At 67.5% G+C, this 14991-nt stretch carries 11 protein-coding genes and 2 pseudogenes; 2 read left to right on the top strand and 11 right to left on the bottom strand.

The genetic code is table 11. The features are described 5' to 3' along the window. From cas1b to cas6, 7 genes are read right to left on the bottom strand one after another with little or no spacing between them, the layout of a single operon-like run. On the bottom strand, nt 1-981 hold the full coding sequence (gene cas1b, locus FHS42_RS22635) for a type I-B CRISPR-associated endonuclease Cas1b (protein ID WP_184574751.1): 981 nt from the start codon (nt 979-981) through the stop codon (nt 1-3). Continuing rightward, nucleotides 981-1508, bottom strand: coding sequence for a CRISPR-associated protein Cas4 (locus tag FHS42_RS22640; RefSeq protein WP_312866989.1), 528 nt, complete (start codon nt 1506-1508; stop codon nt 981-983). Before FHS42_RS22640 ends, cas1b begins: the two co-directional genes overlap by 1 nt. Beyond that, nucleotides 1505-3928 carry a CRISPR-associated helicase Cas3' gene (cas3, locus tag FHS42_RS22645; RefSeq protein WP_184574753.1) on the bottom strand — a complete coding sequence of 808 codons (2424 nt, stop codon included), beginning with the start codon at nt 3926-3928 and terminating at the stop codon, nt 1505-1507. The genes FHS42_RS22640 and cas3 overlap by 4 nt, the downstream gene beginning before the upstream one ends. Continuing rightward, complete coding sequence (gene cas5, locus FHS42_RS22650) at nt 3910-4608, bottom strand: CRISPR-associated protein Cas5 (RefSeq protein ID WP_312866990.1); 699 nt, start codon at nt 4606-4608, stop codon at nt 3910-3912. Before cas5 ends, cas3 begins: the two co-directional genes overlap by 19 nt. Then, on the bottom strand, nt 4605-5660 hold the full coding sequence (gene cas7i, locus FHS42_RS22655; RefSeq protein WP_184574757.1) for a type I-B CRISPR-associated protein Cas7/Cst2/DevR: 1056 nt from the start codon (nt 5658-5660) through the stop codon (nt 4605-4607). The genes cas5 and cas7i overlap by 4 nt, the downstream gene beginning before the upstream one ends. Then, nucleotides 5660-7069, bottom strand: coding sequence for a hypothetical protein (locus FHS42_RS22660; RefSeq protein WP_312866991.1), 1410 nt, complete (start codon nt 7067-7069; stop codon nt 5660-5662). The genes cas7i and FHS42_RS22660 overlap by 1 nt, the downstream gene beginning before the upstream one ends. Beyond that, nucleotides 7066-7719, bottom strand: coding sequence for a CRISPR-associated endoribonuclease Cas6 (gene cas6 / locus FHS42_RS22665; RefSeq protein WP_246495217.1), 654 nt, complete (start codon nt 7717-7719; stop codon nt 7066-7068). The genes FHS42_RS22660 and cas6 overlap by 4 nt, the downstream gene beginning before the upstream one ends. Before the next feature lie 1285 nt (nt 7720-9004). Between cas6 and FHS42_RS37370 the strand changes: the two are divergent. Further along, nucleotides 9005-9268: pseudogene (locus tag FHS42_RS37370) on the top strand (DUF5655 domain-containing protein); the annotation flags it as partial. Nucleotides 9269-9314: 46 nt separating this feature from the next. On the opposite strand, the gene FHS42_RS22675 reads toward FHS42_RS37370, so the two are convergent. The 4 genes from FHS42_RS22675 to FHS42_RS22685 form a co-directional block, all read right to left on the bottom strand. After that, nucleotides 9315-9980 carry a nitroreductase gene (locus FHS42_RS22675; RefSeq protein ID WP_184574763.1) on the bottom strand — a complete coding sequence of 222 codons (666 nt, stop codon included), beginning with the start codon at nt 9978-9980 and terminating at the stop codon, nt 9315-9317. Between the two features lie 186 nt (nt 9981-10166). Further along, nucleotides 10167-11261, bottom strand: a complete 1095-nt coding sequence (locus FHS42_RS36275) for a tyrosine-type recombinase/integrase (RefSeq protein ID WP_312866992.1) — start codon at nt 11259-11261, stop codon at nt 10167-10169. Beyond that, on the bottom strand, nt 11153-12652 hold the full coding sequence (locus FHS42_RS36280) for a hypothetical protein (protein WP_221476756.1): 1500 nt from the start codon (nt 12650-12652) through the stop codon (nt 11153-11155). Before FHS42_RS36280 ends, FHS42_RS36275 begins: the two co-directional genes overlap by 109 nt. Beyond that, nucleotides 12649-13860: a tyrosine-type recombinase/integrase gene (locus FHS42_RS22685; protein ID WP_184574765.1), complete on the bottom strand. Its 1212-nt coding sequence runs from the start codon at nt 13858-13860 to the stop codon at nt 12649-12651. Before FHS42_RS22685 ends, FHS42_RS36280 begins: the two co-directional genes overlap by 4 nt. A 71-nt stretch (nt 13861-13931) precedes the next feature. Here FHS42_RS22685 and FHS42_RS22690 point away from each other — a divergent pair. Then, nucleotides 13932-14441, top strand: a pseudogene (locus tag FHS42_RS22690) (DUF5655 domain-containing protein); the annotation flags it as partial. Nucleotides 14442-14991: the final 550 nt, after the last annotated feature.

The raw sequence follows: 14991 nt of genomic DNA on the forward strand, positions 1-14991 counted from the left end.
TCACCACCACGGTCGGAACGGTTTGTACGGTGTGCCTTCGAGGCAGAGTCGTACGACTTTCAGGGCTTCCAGGTGGATCAGTTCCTCGTAGCTCACCTGGCGTTTGAGGCCCCGGTGGTGGACTGTTGTCGCGAGTTCTTCCCGCACCAGTGCGGCGATCTTCTTGCGGCCGTCCTTGCTGAGTGAGGCGCGACCGACATCGGTTTCGAAGTCGCTTTCCTTCAGGTGTTTCTGGCTGGCCGAGCGGCGTAGTAGGCGTTCTGCGAACAGTGGCTTGAAGGGCTCGGCCAGGTCCAGGGCGAGGGTGTTCCTGCGGCGGTCGGTGTCCGCGTGGAGGAAGCCGATCGCCGGGTGCAGGGGGGTGCTCCGCAGGGCGGTCAGCACGCGTGCGTATGTCAGGGCGTTGAGGTAGCTGATGAAGGCGTTGCCCGCGTTCGTTGGTGGGCGCCGCGAGCGGCCGTTCATCCGGAGCCACGGTGGCAGTCGGCTGTCGAGCACGGCCCAGGTCGTACGCCGGAAGTTGCCTTCCTGGCCCATGATCGCGTCATTGGACAGACATGTGGGCAGGGCGTCTTTCAGCGACTCCAGCGCGGAGTCGAGCAGATCGGTGTCGAGTGCCCATCGCAGATTCTCCGCGGTAGCCAGTACGAGAGAGCGGCTGATCGCGAGCCGTTGTTCCGCATCCGCTGTGATTTCGACCTGGCGTCGTACGGCCGTCGCCGACGACATGGACTCGGCGGGGCTGAAGTGCCCGGCGTGGTTGCCGTAGTGGTCGAGGACGTGCACGGCAACGCCGTTGCGGCTGAGCAGCGACAGCGCTGAGGTGTTGACGTCGACGTGGTCGAAGACGACCAGGTCGCGGATGTCGGTGATGGGGATACGGACCGGGCTGCCGTCCGGGCGCTCGATGCGGACGCTGTTGTCCTCGCGGCGGATTCGGCAGGGTTCGGTCAGCCAGTACGTACGGCCGACGGCGGGCATCAGTCTCCCCAGCAGTAGTCGAGGTAGGAACATCCACGGCACTTGCCGCGAAGTAGACGCTCGGGAGCCGTGGATGCGGCGATGACGGCTTGTGCCTTCGCCTCCGTTTCCTCTGCTTCGGCGCGGGCCTGGTCGTCCCAGACGACGTCCGTCGTACGGCGGATGAGGGGGTAGTGCACGACGCCGCCTCGGACGTTGACGCCCCGGCGCTCCAGCAGCAGGCAGTAGTGCCGTACCTGAGCGCTGTGCCCGGGTGCCGGGGCCCGGGAGGACTTCGTCTCGTGGACGACGGCTCCGGTCGTCACCCAGTCGATCTTCGCCTCGCCGAGGTCGACGTCGCGACGCCGGGTGAAGGTGGTGTCGTCCACCACCTCACCGAAGGCGACCAGGTCGCTTCGCTGCTCGGGGCGGTAGCCGCGGGCGTAGAGCCAAAGCTGTCGCGGGCAGTGGATGAGGTACTTGATGTGGACGCCGCCGACGGCGGTCTCGTCGTCGGCCGGCAGGTCGGGATCGGGGTCGGGGCTCACAGGATGGTCTCCTGGCTGGCCAGCGGGCGCAGGCCGAGGACGTTGTCGTACACGCCCTGACTGATGTGGACTTTCAGGTACGGGTCGTAGGTGCAGGCGAAGGCCGTCAACTGCCCCAGGCGCAGCGGGATCAGAAGTCGGGAGGCCAGGAGAGCGTCGCCCGACTTCCCTCTGGTCAGGGCCTGGTAGGCGGCTTTGTCCTCGTGGTGGAGTACCTCGACGCTGTCGAACGCCTTGGTCAGAGCGTGTGCGAACTCGCTCCGGTCGTGGAAGGGGTCGGGGAAGGTCAGAAAGCTCGCGGTGAACTCGTCCCGCTGTCGGCGAGCCTCCTGCGCCCACTCCTGCCCCCACTTGGTGTCGTACGCCCGCCTGAGTAGTTCGTCGATGTCCTGCTCGCTGAGCGTGGTCGCGCCATCGGCGACGAGGCTTCTGAGCGCTTCCCATGAGGCGTCCATCGCGCCCCGGGGATACGGGTTGGGCTTCCCGACCGGGTGGACACGAAAATCGACCGGCCCCTCGGGGTGCAGCCCGCGCCGGTTCACCCGGCCCGCGCGTTGGGCGACCGCCTCGGCTGGGGCGCACTCCACGGCCCCGCGATCGAGATCGAGTTGGAGGGACACCTCCACCACCTGGGTGGCGACCACCAGCCCGCCCCGACGCGCGCAGTCACCCTTCCGGCGCTCGGGATGGCGACGCAGCAGGGCCTTCTCGATGGCGTCTCGGTCACCGTTCTTGAAGCGCGAGTGCAGCAAGAGGGCCGGGCTGGAGTGGCCGGGGCTGGCCTCCCGCGCGTCCTCGGCGAGCTGCTCGAACAGATCCTGAGCGCGGGCGACCGTGTTCGCCACGACGAGGACGCTGCGCCCCTCCCGCAACTGCCCCCGCAGCGCTTCGATACTCTCCGGGGCATCAAGGGGGCGCTGGTCCAGCACGAGACGGTGCCGTACGGGGCTCGTACCCGCCGGCGCGCGATGAACGGTGACCGGCTGCTCGACGCTCTCCTCGATGATCTCGACCATGGGGTGGGCCAGCGTTGCCGACAGCACGGCGAATCGACTGCCGAGCCGCTCCCACAGCCGCATCGCCGCGCAGAGCCGCCCGAAGGTGTCGGGCTCGTACGCGTGCAGCTCGTCCAGAACGAAGAGGGCATTCGCCTGTTCGAGTAGCACGGAGGAGTACGTCGGCCCGGCGACGGCCCCGCTGAGGAGTTGGTGCGGGGTGGCGACCCGTAGCCGATGGGTGAACAGCCGCATCGCGCTCGCCTGCGCCCGTGCCTTTCGCGCTTGGTCCGCCGTCGGCTCGCTGTGCGGGTCCCCAGCGGCACAGTCGTCTTCCAGCGCCTCGGCGAGAAGCGTTTGGGCAACGGTGCCATGCAGCAGCCCGATGTCCGCGCTCCGCTCGCCTGGCGCGGGAATAAGGCTCTCGGCGAAGCGGCGGCGGATCGCGTTGAGCGACGCCCTGTACGGCAGGGTCCACACCACACGCGGGAGACCGGGCATCCTCGCCATCTGGCCGGCCGCCCACGCGAGGCCGGCCTCGGTCTTACCGCTCCCGGTGGGCGCGACCAGCACCAAGTGCCCCGAGGATTCAGCGGCCCGCCGCTGGTGGGCATGGGGTTCGTACGGCAGCCGGGCCAGGTAGTCGGACGCCAACGGCATGTGGGTCTGAAGGGGGACGTGCGCGGACCCCGACCGGTCGGCCAGCGTGAGCGCGCCCTGCGCGAGGACCGCCAGTAATCCCTGGTGGGGTTTGACGGGCTGCCGCCAAACGTTCAGCAGCTCCTCCAACATGTCCCGCGCGCGATGCGCCAATGGTGGGTCCCCGGGGGAAGTCGTGGGCGGGTCCGCCGCCAGATAGCCGCAGAGCCACGCCAACCACTCCCGGTGCAAAAAGCGCGGCACCTGCGGCACCGTCTCGCCCGTCCGTACGTCAGAACTGGTGCCGAACGCGTCGTTCCAGTCGGTCTCCTTGTTGTACTGCCGACTCAGGGCCGGCTTGCTCCCGTGGCCGCCGCCGTCGCCGCTGAGCAGGGCGCGATGATGAGTGGCCACGAGCGTCGCCACCATCAGACGATCCTCCCCGGTCCACCCAGCGGCTTCGGCGAGCAGATCGACGTAGGCCAGGGACAGCACCTCGTGACGCTCGCCCCACGGAACGCCCCCGATGTCCACCTGGCGCTGAAATCCCTCGGCGACCTTCCCGGCGTCGTGCAGGAGCGCGGCCCGCCGTACGCGCGACCAGAAGGCGGGCGCGTCAGCGAGGATGCCCGCGTTCCCCACCCGATCCTGGATCGGGCCCACCGCGGCATGGACCGCACGGGAGTGGGTGGTCAGCCGCTCCCGGTCGTGGGCCGGCGTGGACTTCGCCCGCAGGCCGCTGAGGGAGCCCCGCCGCGGTGGGCCTGTTACGGGTCTAGTAGCCACAGGGCCTGTCCCTCCCGCTGGTAGCTGGTGTCCTCGTAGGCGCCCCGGACCGGGTAGCGCCCTGCTGGGCTGTCGCACCACTGGTAGTCCGCCCAACGGCTGGTCAGACGATCTGTCGAGATGGACGCGGCCATCCGGTGCGCCGTCGCGTACGGCACGTCGTGACCGGCGGTCGGCGCCAGGGCTGACCCCACGACCGCCTCCGCGGCCGGTACGAGGGCGACCTCGACGCGCTCCTGGAGGTGGACCAGATCCTGCGATCGGCCCAGCCGAAGCCCCCACACCGGCCGCCGGAACGCCCGGGCGATGCGTTCACCCTCCGCCCCCGGCAGCCACACCGTCAGATGTACATCCGCGAGGAAGGGACGCACGCGCAGCGTCATCCCGCCCTTGCCCGCGCGCACCCGCCCCGAGATCGCGGGATTGGCCCCGCCCGCGTCGATCGGGTGGTACGTCTCCGCGTCCACCCCCTCACCCTCCGACCAGGCAACCATGGCAAAGGCCAGCGACTCGTAAGGGGCTCCGGTGGCCGCGGCGAGCAGGCCGCGCACCGTAGAGGGCGGCGGCACCGGAAGCCCCCGGGTGAGCCCGGGGAAGAACGGGTCCCGGAAGGACGCGACGGGCGCGCAGAACGTCAGCCTCCACGCCCGAAGCGACTCGGCGTACGACACCCCGGTCACCGGGCCGCGTCGTCGAACCAGGCGTCCCACGCGCCGTCGCGCATCTCGGACGCCAGACCGAGCAGGACCGTCCGCGGATGGTCCACGACGACGGTGCCGTCGGCGATCTCCTGCGCACACACCTTCTCGAAATCCACCCGCAGATCGTCACGGAACCCAGGCCGCCACCCCACCCGCACGGGCGGCTCCCACTCCCCGTCCCACGCGGCCAACTCCTTGCGCAGGACATCGCCCCGTACCACCAGGCCGTCCTCATCGCCGGCGATCACGTGCGCGAGCGGATTGACACCGCCCTTGAACGGCACCATGACGATCAGGGACGGGACCCGGTCCCCGTAATGCAGTGCCTGCTTGGCACCACCGCTGAGTTGGGCGATCGCCTCCAGCAGCAGCGCGGCCCGATGACGGCGCTGCTCGACCGGCAGCCGCACCGCGCCCTGACCGCGGAACACCTCGGTGCCGGCACCCAGCGCCGCGGCCTGGGCGACCTGGAGGGCCTGCTCCTGGCTGAGGTAGTTCGGCCGCCCCACACCATCGGAGTTCGGCAACGTGAACGTGCCGATCCGCGGCAGGTCGAGCAGGAACGGAGCGGCGAGATCGGCGGTGTAGAACTCGTGCCCGTGCAGCACGGGCTCACTAACCCCGCGCGACATCACCCCGAAGTCCTCCGTCGGGTGCATCGGCGCCACCGACATCAGCGTGCCCAACATAAACGGGCTGTCACGGAGCGTCGTCGCGGCATCGTCCTTCTTCGCACCCGCGCGCATGTACCCGAACAGATCATCATCGGCGTACGTGATCGGATCGGCATCCGTATTGGCCTTCTGCGCCCGGTTCTGCGCCTTGCCCACCCGGGTCACGGGCGACGCGGGCACACCCCGCTCCACCATCCCGTCCCGAATCCAACGACGCACGGCCTGAGCGGAGACATAAGGGTGACGACGACCGCGTACGGTCGCGTACTTCACCCGAGCCGTGGTGTCCTCGCCCTTGCCGTTGTTCGGGGCACCGGCCTCCACGGAAACCAACATCTTGCCTGCCAGATAAGCCATTACGCCCCTCCGAAGTAGTGCTCGTCATCCGCCACCAACACCGGCTGCTCCAACAGCGCCTCGACTCGCTCCCGCTCCCGCGGATCGTCGGGCGGCTCAGCGACCTCGACGCCGCGCTCACCGAGAACGCGCAACACCTCGGCCCCCAACAGCATGCGGTGCTCCCAGGCACGGAACTGCTTTCCGAGCAACGGTTGCCACGCTGCCGGATCAACTTCGACCTTCCGCCCGTCCAGCTTCAGCCGGTACCCCGCCTGGTAGAGGAGCTGGCCGAGTCGGTAGCCGCTCAGCCCGGCGTTGCGGTACTCCGCCAACCGGCCGCGCGGGCTGCCGCTTCCGTGCTCGATCCAATCGGCGATCAAGATCGCCACGCCTTTCAGGTCCGGCTCCATGCCGTGTACCTCCTTCTCGTAACGGAAAGCGAGCCGGGTGAGGGCCGCACGATCCCCACCGGTCCACCGATCGGTGTCCCACAGCAACCGGTGAACCTGCGACACGAGGGAACGGCTGCGCCCGTCCTCGGCCTCGAAGACCAGACGTGCCGCCTCGCCGACCCCCTCAACAGAGACCCTGCCGTCGCGGTCCCGCTGGGTGAGGGCCAGCTCCAGCAGCCGCCACCCCCGGCGCAGGCTCTTGTTGCCGTCCACGGTGGCGAGGAAGCGCGGCACCGCCCGCCGCGTCCGAGACACGCGCAGCCACGGCTCCTGGTTGTCGTTCTTGAAGCTCCACAGGGTCGTGCCCGACATGCCCCCCTCGACTGCGCGCAGCGCCCGCAGCGCGACCAACTCCGGACGAGCACTCGCGCCCAGACCAGAGAAGCCGACCTGCGCGATACGCCGAGCCCGCCTCACGTTCCGTGCCGCGAACTCGTATTCGGCAGCCGGGGTTTCACACGACAGCACCGTCGCCGAGCCCGCGGTGACCCACGCCCCGTACGGAAGAGCCCACATGGCGACCCGGCAACCCCGACACACGGGCCAGCCACGCAACCCCGGCGGCAAGGAGTTCAGCGCCTTGTTGGTGTCGAAGAGGGGCAGCATCGACTTGGCCCACAGAACCGATGCCGGGGCACCGCAGAAGGTACAGGGAGCCGGGGTTTCCGCGTCGCCGCCCGAGGCGAACATCGGCCCCAGCGCCTCCGAGAGAAGGGCCTTGTCACGAGACCGACCAGCATGCGTCGCCTTGGAATTCGGATAGAGGGCGAACAAGACCTTCCACCAGTCGTACGCCTTGTCCGTCTTCGCCGCGACGGCGCAATGCACGACATCGGTCAGCACGGAACAGGCGACGCCGTCGAGATCCTCCGACGTCACGTGCTCGGGTCGCTTCTTCCCAGCGATGACGGCCACGGCCCATGCCCCGGCGCGCTGCAATGGGTGCCCGGTCGCCGTCAGGGCCCCGCTGCTCACCGGACCCATCCGAAGCCCTGCACCGTGTCCAAGCCGAGCCCCCACGACCGAATGGCGTCCACGAACCGCGGATCGGCCTCCATCGCCACGCGCACCTGGGCCCCGACCCGTGGAGCCCCTCGCACTGAAAACCGCCTCCGAGGCCCCGCTTCCAGAACCCGCAGACCACGGGGAGCGGGGAGCCCCAACACGTCAGCCTTATGGCTGAGGTTGTGCTCCAGTCGCTCGATGTAGTGCGCGTCACCGGGCAACAACTCGCGGCCTTCGTGGCGCAGGACGACGGGGGTCGCTGTCGTCAAATCGACGGCCCCTTCGACGGGTGTAGGCACATCGATCTCGACGGTGAACCCTTGGATACGCAGGAGGGCAGTCCCCCAGACGATCTCCGTCCGGCGAGCCAGCGCTGAGACCAGCGCTGCGGCGATCTCCGGCACTGGCGACCCGAACCACACCGATCCCTGGGGCGAGGTGGTGTAGACCCCCCGCTTCCGTGGAGCTCCCCTGAACTGCGGACCGGCCACCCCGACCGGCTTGAGCGGATGGCCACCCCACCCCTCGTCGTGCAACGAGCGGGCGAGGACCGGATCGTGCTCCTCCAGCAACCCGTAGACAACCCCACGTGCAGGCTGGTGCACGTCGTCCCACTTCAACCGGGAAGCGTCTGTGACGACGTCGACTCTTATGCGCATGCGAAACCTACCGAAGGTATGCGGATCTTCGCGCCAGACCCTGCTAACTGGCACGACGTGCAGGGTAGATAGGACAACCTGACCACTGGTCATTTCTCGACACTTCTCACCCGAACGGTTCTTGTGTGTTAAGAGGTCGCGTGAGGGCGTTGATGATCTTGGCGTGGTGCGGAGGCCACCAGAGCCCGGTCGGCACAGTCAGCAGTGTGTTCTGCGGAGATGAATCTGAGCAAATCAGCTTGACCTGCGGGTCTGCATTACCAATGAGTTGCCGCAGGCCCGCGTGGCGTTGGTGCAGGGCAGGTGGGCGCAGGTTGGTTGCGTGGGGGAATGATGTGATGCTCCGGGTGGGCTGGCGGCCGAGTCGAAGAGAATGACGATCGGGCTATGCGAATGCGCGAAACCGAAGCTGCCGGACTATCATGCTCGCGCCCTGCTTACTTCGGTGGCAAGGGGTTGTTGCTCGCCCTGGAGGGATTGCAACAGCGCAGTGGCTTCTGATTTTTGCTGATTATTACCCTTATCGGGTTGAGGGAGGGTTGGCGGCCAGGTTGGGTGCCGACCTTCCTTCGGCCCGGCATTGAGCCGAACGGCTGGCGTGTCGTGACGTTGTGGTCTGAATCCGTGGGCAGAATTCAGAGACCACGGCGCTCGACCGTGCTTACCCGGCCGGAGGGCCTCATGAATCGTTCCGCATATCTCCCTTCTACAGTTGCAGCGCGCTGCCGGTGGCGGACCCTCACAGGGCTGCTCACCATGTATATGAACGGGCGAGCAGTTGCGAGCGCCACCAAGCCTCAAGCGCAATGGCTGGCGGCGTTTGCTGCGATTGCCATTGCCTGGGCTGTGTCGGGTAGCGAGCCTCAGCATGAGCGACAAGGAGGCGACGGGACCAACACCCACGTCCCTTCGCCGCGTAACCCCGGCGGCGCTTCGTAATGCGGTGGCTTCGGGCCCTCCGATGCTGATTCGTGGAGGGGGCTATTCGCCTGCCGTCCGCAGCAGATCACGGCTCCTTCTGCCCACGTGAGGACCGGTGTCGCGCTGGATCGCCCGTGGGACTGCCGATTGACCGTTAGCAGGGCGAGGAGGTCTGCGGGCGTCGATCGAGTGTGACGGCAGGTGCCATCTGGCGGCCGATGGCCCGGACGAGCCTTCCAGTGTCAACTTCACAGGTCCGAAGATGTTCGCGGAAACAATTCCGCCCTTACTCGGCGTTGATGGTCTCCGAGCCGAGTAGGGGAAGGTGACGGTCCTGAAGCTGTACTGCACGGACGTGACGAATAGCGGCATCACGGAGGTCATGCCGCGTCTTGCTGAGATCGAAGCCGACGTGCAGGGGTTCGTCGAGACGCACATGGAGACGCTGCTGGGCGTCCGGTTCCTGGCGAGCGAGTACAGCACCGGACCGGTGCACGGAGGCAGGATCGACTCGCTCGGGCTGGACGAGAACGGATCGCCGGTCATTGTCGAGTACAAACGCGGTGTCGACGCCGGCATCTTCTCTGAACTACGAGTTGAGAGGATCCGGGCCGACGCCAGACCGACATGCCCGGTCACCCTCCGATGAAGCTCACTGTTTCTGTCATGTCAGCCCGCCCGGTACGCAGCCGTGGCACGCCCTCCTTCTCGAATCCCACCGAGACACCGCAGAACAGCACGAGCCCGTCATCGGCTCCGACGATCTGGCTGACAGTCTTGCGATACATCGTCCACATCACCTGAGGGCAGCTGTGCAGCCCTTCCGCCCGCAGTAACAGCATGACCGTCTGCAAGTGCATCCCCGCGTCCCCCCACTGCCCGGGCCCCATCGTCCGGTCGAGGTAGCAGAACAGTACGACCGGTGCTCCGAATGCCTCCGAGTTCAAGGCGGCGATCTTCTTGGGCCTGTCGGGGTCGTCGCGCTCGATCCCCAGCGCCTTGTACCGCTGGGCAGCCGCGGCGGAGAAACGGTCCACATACGGCGAGGGCAGTTCGGCCGGGTACATCGGATACTCCCGCTCATCCCCCGGGTCTCCCGTCAGTGCCCTGGCCGTTGCGCGCCTCTTCAGCTCGGCCAAGGGCTCGCCGGTCACGACATACACATGCCACGGCTGGAGGTTTCCGCTCGACGGAGCCCGCGTCGCTGCGGCCATCACACGTTCGAGTATCTCTTTGGATACCGGCTCATCGCTGAACGCCCGCACAGCCCGGCGAGTGTCCACAGCTTCATACACATCCACGTCTGCTCTTCCCCTCACTCAACGACAACCACCTCTCTACCGTCTTCAGCACTCACGAGAGGCAACAGGTGATCCGGACCACACTTCGGATCTGCGGCAGGCGGCAGCGCTGTTCCTTGGTCTGTCGATGCGATCGGCCTCCGCCTGCTCCACGGCGGTGGACCGGTTCGTCGGTGATCGGACGAATCATGGAGCGGGCTCCTCAACGTCACCGGTGCGGATCGCGATCTGGGCGAAGGTGGGCATCCCGAGGTCGACGGCAGTGCCACGCCGAGTCTGCTCAGCATCAAGCTGGGCGAGTTTGTCCTCCGCCCCGGCAAGGCTCACCTGGAGCCCTTCCACCTCGCCGAGCCATCCTTCGCGTTCGGCCTCGGCAACGCGGGCGAGGAGGTTGTCTCGGATCTCGACGAGCCGGTCACGCTGGGCGGGGTCGGGCCAGAGCATCGGGCAGCGCACGCAGGCATGCTCATGGATGCAGGGGGTGCCGAAAGCGCGGCCGCATGCACCGATGGAGACTTTGCGGCGCTCGAAGTGGCCGAGGAATTCCTGCCATTCATCGTCGGTGGGGACGCGGTATCCCTCGCTTGGGCGAAGGGACCGGCGGCGGGCCAGGAAGGCCATGTGCGCCTGGATCGCCTCCTCGGGGTAGGCGGCCTTGTAGCCGAGAGTCACGTTGATGTCCTGGTGACCTGCGATCACCTGGGCGATATGCAGCGGCAGTCCGTTGAGGATGGCATCGGTGATGAACAGCCGGCGGAAGTCGTGCGGTGTGTAACGGAGTGGTTCGCCGGCGGCGTCGGTCAGCCCGGTGTCGATGAGCGCCTGGTCCAGCATGGTGCGGACGGTTTTGTCGGTGAACGCCCGGTCCTCTCCGCAGATGCGCCGTTGGAACAGCAGTGGGGCGGCCTCCTGCCACGCGCATTCGCCTCGGTCGTAGGAGGGGACCAGGGGAACGGCGCCGGTGGTGTTCCGGACTCGGCAGATGATCGCGCTGAGGGCGTCGGCGAGCTCGGGGCTGACGAGCAGGAGCCGCTCGGTGTCCGTCTTGGACAGAATGATCTGTAGAAGGGGGATGAGTTCACCGGTGGTGGGCAGCCGGTACTGGACCAGGCTGTGGTGGCTGAGTTCCAGCAGCTCCTCGATGCGGATGCCGGTGGCCCGCAGGACCTCGACTACGGCCCAGGTCCAGAAGGCGCGCTCGTCCTGAAGTCCCAGATCGCGGCGCTTTCCGGTGTGTGGGTCCTCGGCCCAGATCCGGCCGGCCGTTCCGTGCGGAACCACGGCGCGTACGAGTCGCTGACCGGCAGCGGTGATTGCTTCGCCGGGTCGGCATTCCGGGCGGCTTCCAGTACCGCGGCTGCGTATCTGCGGCGCTGGTCGACCGAGCGGACGAGGATGGGCAGGACCGGCAGGCGCTCGCGGGTGCGGGCGTCCATCCTGGCCTTGCGCCGTCGTTGTACTTTGCGGTTCTCCAACTCGTCAGCCCTCACCGGGCTCGGTGCCACCCACGGGCCCCAGCGGCCGGGGTCTTCCAGGGCCCACTGAGCGATGTCGAGGTAGAAGGCCCGCACCTGGGTGAGCGTGTCCCGGTGGTTGAGCCTCTCGACCTTGACGCTCGTGCGGAGGCCATCGGGGGTGGTGACGGTCTTGTCCTTGGTGCGGATCCTCTGCTTCCACTGCCCGATGACGTCCGAGGCGAGGCGGAGGCCGTCGGCGTCGGGGTGGTGGTGCTCGATGTCCTGCCAGAAGCGTTTGCCCAGGTGGTAGGAGAGGGACTTCAAGCTGTTGTAGTCCAGCGCGGGCTGACGTTCACGGAGATAGTCCACCAGCAGGTCACGGACAGCACGGCAGCGTAGGCCGTAGCGGTCGATCAGCTCCTCCGGGGTCCGTTGTCCCAGGTAGCGGACCTCGCGCAGATTCCGCGGGGCAGCCCCTCCGAGGGCTCCGAACTGGTGAAGCAGCCGATAGAACATCTCAGTCCCCACCATCGCCCGCTTGAGCACCACGGCTTGGGTCTCAAGAAGTTCCAGAACGTCGCCGACGGTGATGTCGGCGATCGTTCCGCCCTTCGCCGCGAGAATAAGGGCGCTGCGGCAGAGCGTTGTAGTGACGGCGCCCGGCCGCACGCCTTGAGCTTGAGCACCCAGCTCTCGCAGGCGCTCAAATCCGTCTGGGTCTCGGCTGTGCGCCATGGAGCGGACCAGCACTCCTTGGCGGCTGGCCCCGGCGGCCAGCCAGTCCACCGAAGGCCGCAGCAGCTCAGCACTGATCACCGTTGTCAGGGCCCGGCCCACCACCGGCATGCGCCAATCTGCTCTCAGGCCGCGCTCGTGAAGCCATTGCTTGATCACCGGCCGCCAGGCGGCACCGGCCTGCTCGATGCCGCTGGCCTTCCACCGCTCCTGCCAAGTCTGCCCGGGCTGATCTTCCAGCCAGTCCAGCACCAGGACGATGCCGTGCTTGTGGTGCAGTTCGCTGCTGGCGTTCTCCAGCGTGTAGGGCGGACGGGACAGCAAACGGGCTGCCTCGGGGGAGCGCTCGGTGCCCGGCCAGTTGTCGGGAACACTGCGGGCGGGGAAGCGCTGCCGGGCGACCATGGCGCGGGTGAGTTGAGGCTCCAGTCCAGCAGCCGGTGTGCGGCGGCTGGCGCTCGGCGACGAGGTGATGGTCATCGGGTACCGGTTCCGAACAGCACATCGAGACTTTCCGGCCGGTAGTCGGCTGCCGGAGGTGGAGCGATGCGGGCGGCTGCCTGCCGTGTCTGCTCAGCATGGTGGGCTAGCAGCCGCCGGATCACCACCTCCTTGCGAGGCGTGAGGTAAAGCTGTGGTGTGGTCAACTGAGCGTGACCGAGGACGAACTGGACATCGGTGAGTGGGAGAGTCGGGTCCTCGGCCATCCGGTAGGCGGCGGTGTGCCGCAGCGCGTGCAGCGTCGCGGACGTCCCCGCCTTGGCATTCGCCCGCTCGAACATGCGATGAACCGCGTGGTAGGTCAGTGGCCTCGACGGCGAGCGCAATGTCCACCACAGCGGGAGGCGCCGCCCGCGCGGGATCACATCGTCCATCTCCAGCTGGTAGAGCCGCAGCCAAACGAACGCGTCGGTCGAAGCGGGCATTTCCTGGACCTCGCCGGCGCCCTTACGGACCACCGAGATCAGCTGGCGCCCCGGATCGGCACCGGCCTGCCAGGTGCTGAGCAGTTCGCTCGCACGCGCGCCGGTGGAGACGTAGAAGGCGACCAGGACCCTGTCCCGGTGCGACGGGAGCCGGGCGAAAATCTCGTTGAACTCCTCGTCGGAGACACTGCGGGGCACCCGCTTGGGCACTCTCGGCCGGTAGAGCCCGGTGCGTTCATTGCGGGGCGGGTCCATCGGGTTGCGGTGAGCATGAGCTCGCCGGCCGCGACGTGATCGGTCCAGCAGGAAAGGGTTCAGGACCGGCCCTGTACCGATGTCGCGGTGGAAGTCGTAGAAACTCCGCAACACCGTCTCACTGTGCGCCCACACCGACGGGGCGTACGGCTTGCCCCCTGCCGCCCACCGGCCCGCATCGCTCGGACGTCGCCAGTGCGGACGCCTCGGCTGCCCGGCGACCTGAAGCCAGCGGGAGAAGTCCCTCACCTCAATGCGGCTCGCTCGGTCCCACGGCACCTCGACAGCCCAGAGGAAACGGAACCAGCGCAGCAGATCCATCCCGTAGGAACGGGCCGTCGCCGCCGAGCGACCGGCTCCTTGCAGGTCCCGCAGGAATGCATGTGCTCCTTCAACCGGCTCCTCGGCGGGGTCGATGAGCCGGTAGGGATCCCACGGACCATCCATGGCCACCAGTTCCCCGACCAGAGGGACAGACAGGGCCGCCAGGTCTCGCGATGCCTCCATGGCCGACTCAACGACGCTCCTCCCACAAGGTCACTGACCTGCGGAAACTCCGCTACTAGTTCAGTCAACAGGTCATCAACCAGGGCCTGTTCTACCTGCCCTGGTTGAGAGACCACCGCCCCGAGTTCGAGCAGGTGGTTCGCGACCGCCTGGGAGCGACGGCCGCGTCCCAGGTCCTGTGGAGCAGCCTGCGCCTCATCTGCATCGCTGGTGACTTCACTCGCTATGACGTGCATGCCATGCGTGAGCACAGGCGCTTGATCGACCTCGTTCGCTACCGACTTTCCGGCAGCGACCTGCTCGACCTTGAGACCGTGGCCTCCGTAAGCGGTGGCATACAGGTGGCCCGTCGGGCGCGGCCCCACTCTGTTCCTCAGGCGGTAGACGTCCAGGGCGCGACGATGGCGTAGTTGGCTGGCGCGGTCGACGAGTTCCTGCTCGGGCTCGGGGACGGCGTGAACCGCGTGGAGCGCAAGACCTACCGGGCGTACCAGCGGTTGCGGAACTTTGCCTGCCTCTGCCCGCCGCAGCGCACCAAGGCGCTGGTCTATTTGAAGGCCAACCCGGCGGGCGTCGGCCTAAACGACTTCTTAGGAGACTCCGTGGTTTCTCAGGACACTCCGCACCGTGTTGCGAGAGTGCCCTGAAAGCTCGGCGATGGCCACCTCTGTGAGACCGCCTTGCTTCGCCTCCAGGATCAGACGATCCCGTTCTCTGCACTTGTTCCGATATTCCGTGAGCTTGGCCCGGATCAATGCTTCGGTCGTCGGTTTCGCTGGCGGTGCGATCCAGGTAGGGGGCCCCGGCGCGCACATGTTGCGCGTGTCAAGTTCCATGCGCGGCAGCGTAGAGCAGTTCCCGGAGTGCTCGGGGCCGCCGCGCTGCGCAGAAATGAACAATGCGCAAAGTTGCACACCAGGGTTGGTCTGCTTGGGTGAACCTAGCGCCCCCGTCGGGGTCGGAGGTTGAAGGGTGCAGCCTCCTGCTGGGACATCTTTACTGCTCCGCCTCTGGCGGACCCGCCGGGGGAGCTCATCCTGCGGCGCCATCCGAGTAAGGAAACGCCCAGTGTTCAACGCGCGCGTCTTCGCCGCAGTAGATATCGGGACCCACGCGATCGGTGGAGGCTGG

Origin of the sequence: Streptomyces zagrosensis (assembly GCF_014203645.1) — a bacterium.
Classification (GTDB): domain Bacteria; phylum Actinomycetota; class Actinomycetes; order Streptomycetales; family Streptomycetaceae; genus Streptomyces; species Streptomyces zagrosensis.

Coding starts and splice junctions, on each gene's coding strand:
- cas1b (WP_184574751.1), bottom strand. CDS start 981: ATGCCCGCCGTCGGCCGTACGTACTGGCTGACCGAACCCTGCCGAATC.
- FHS42_RS22685 (WP_184574765.1), bottom strand. CDS start 13,860: ATGGAGGCATCGCGAGACCTGGCGGCCCTGTCTGTCCCTCTGGTCGGG.
- cas7i (WP_184574757.1), bottom strand. CDS start 5,660: ATGGCTTATCTGGCAGGCAAGATGTTGGTTTCCGTGGAGGCCGGTGCC.
- FHS42_RS36280 (WP_221476756.1), bottom strand. CDS start 12,652: ATGACCATCACCTCGTCGCCGAGCGCCAGCCGCCGCACACCGGCTGCT.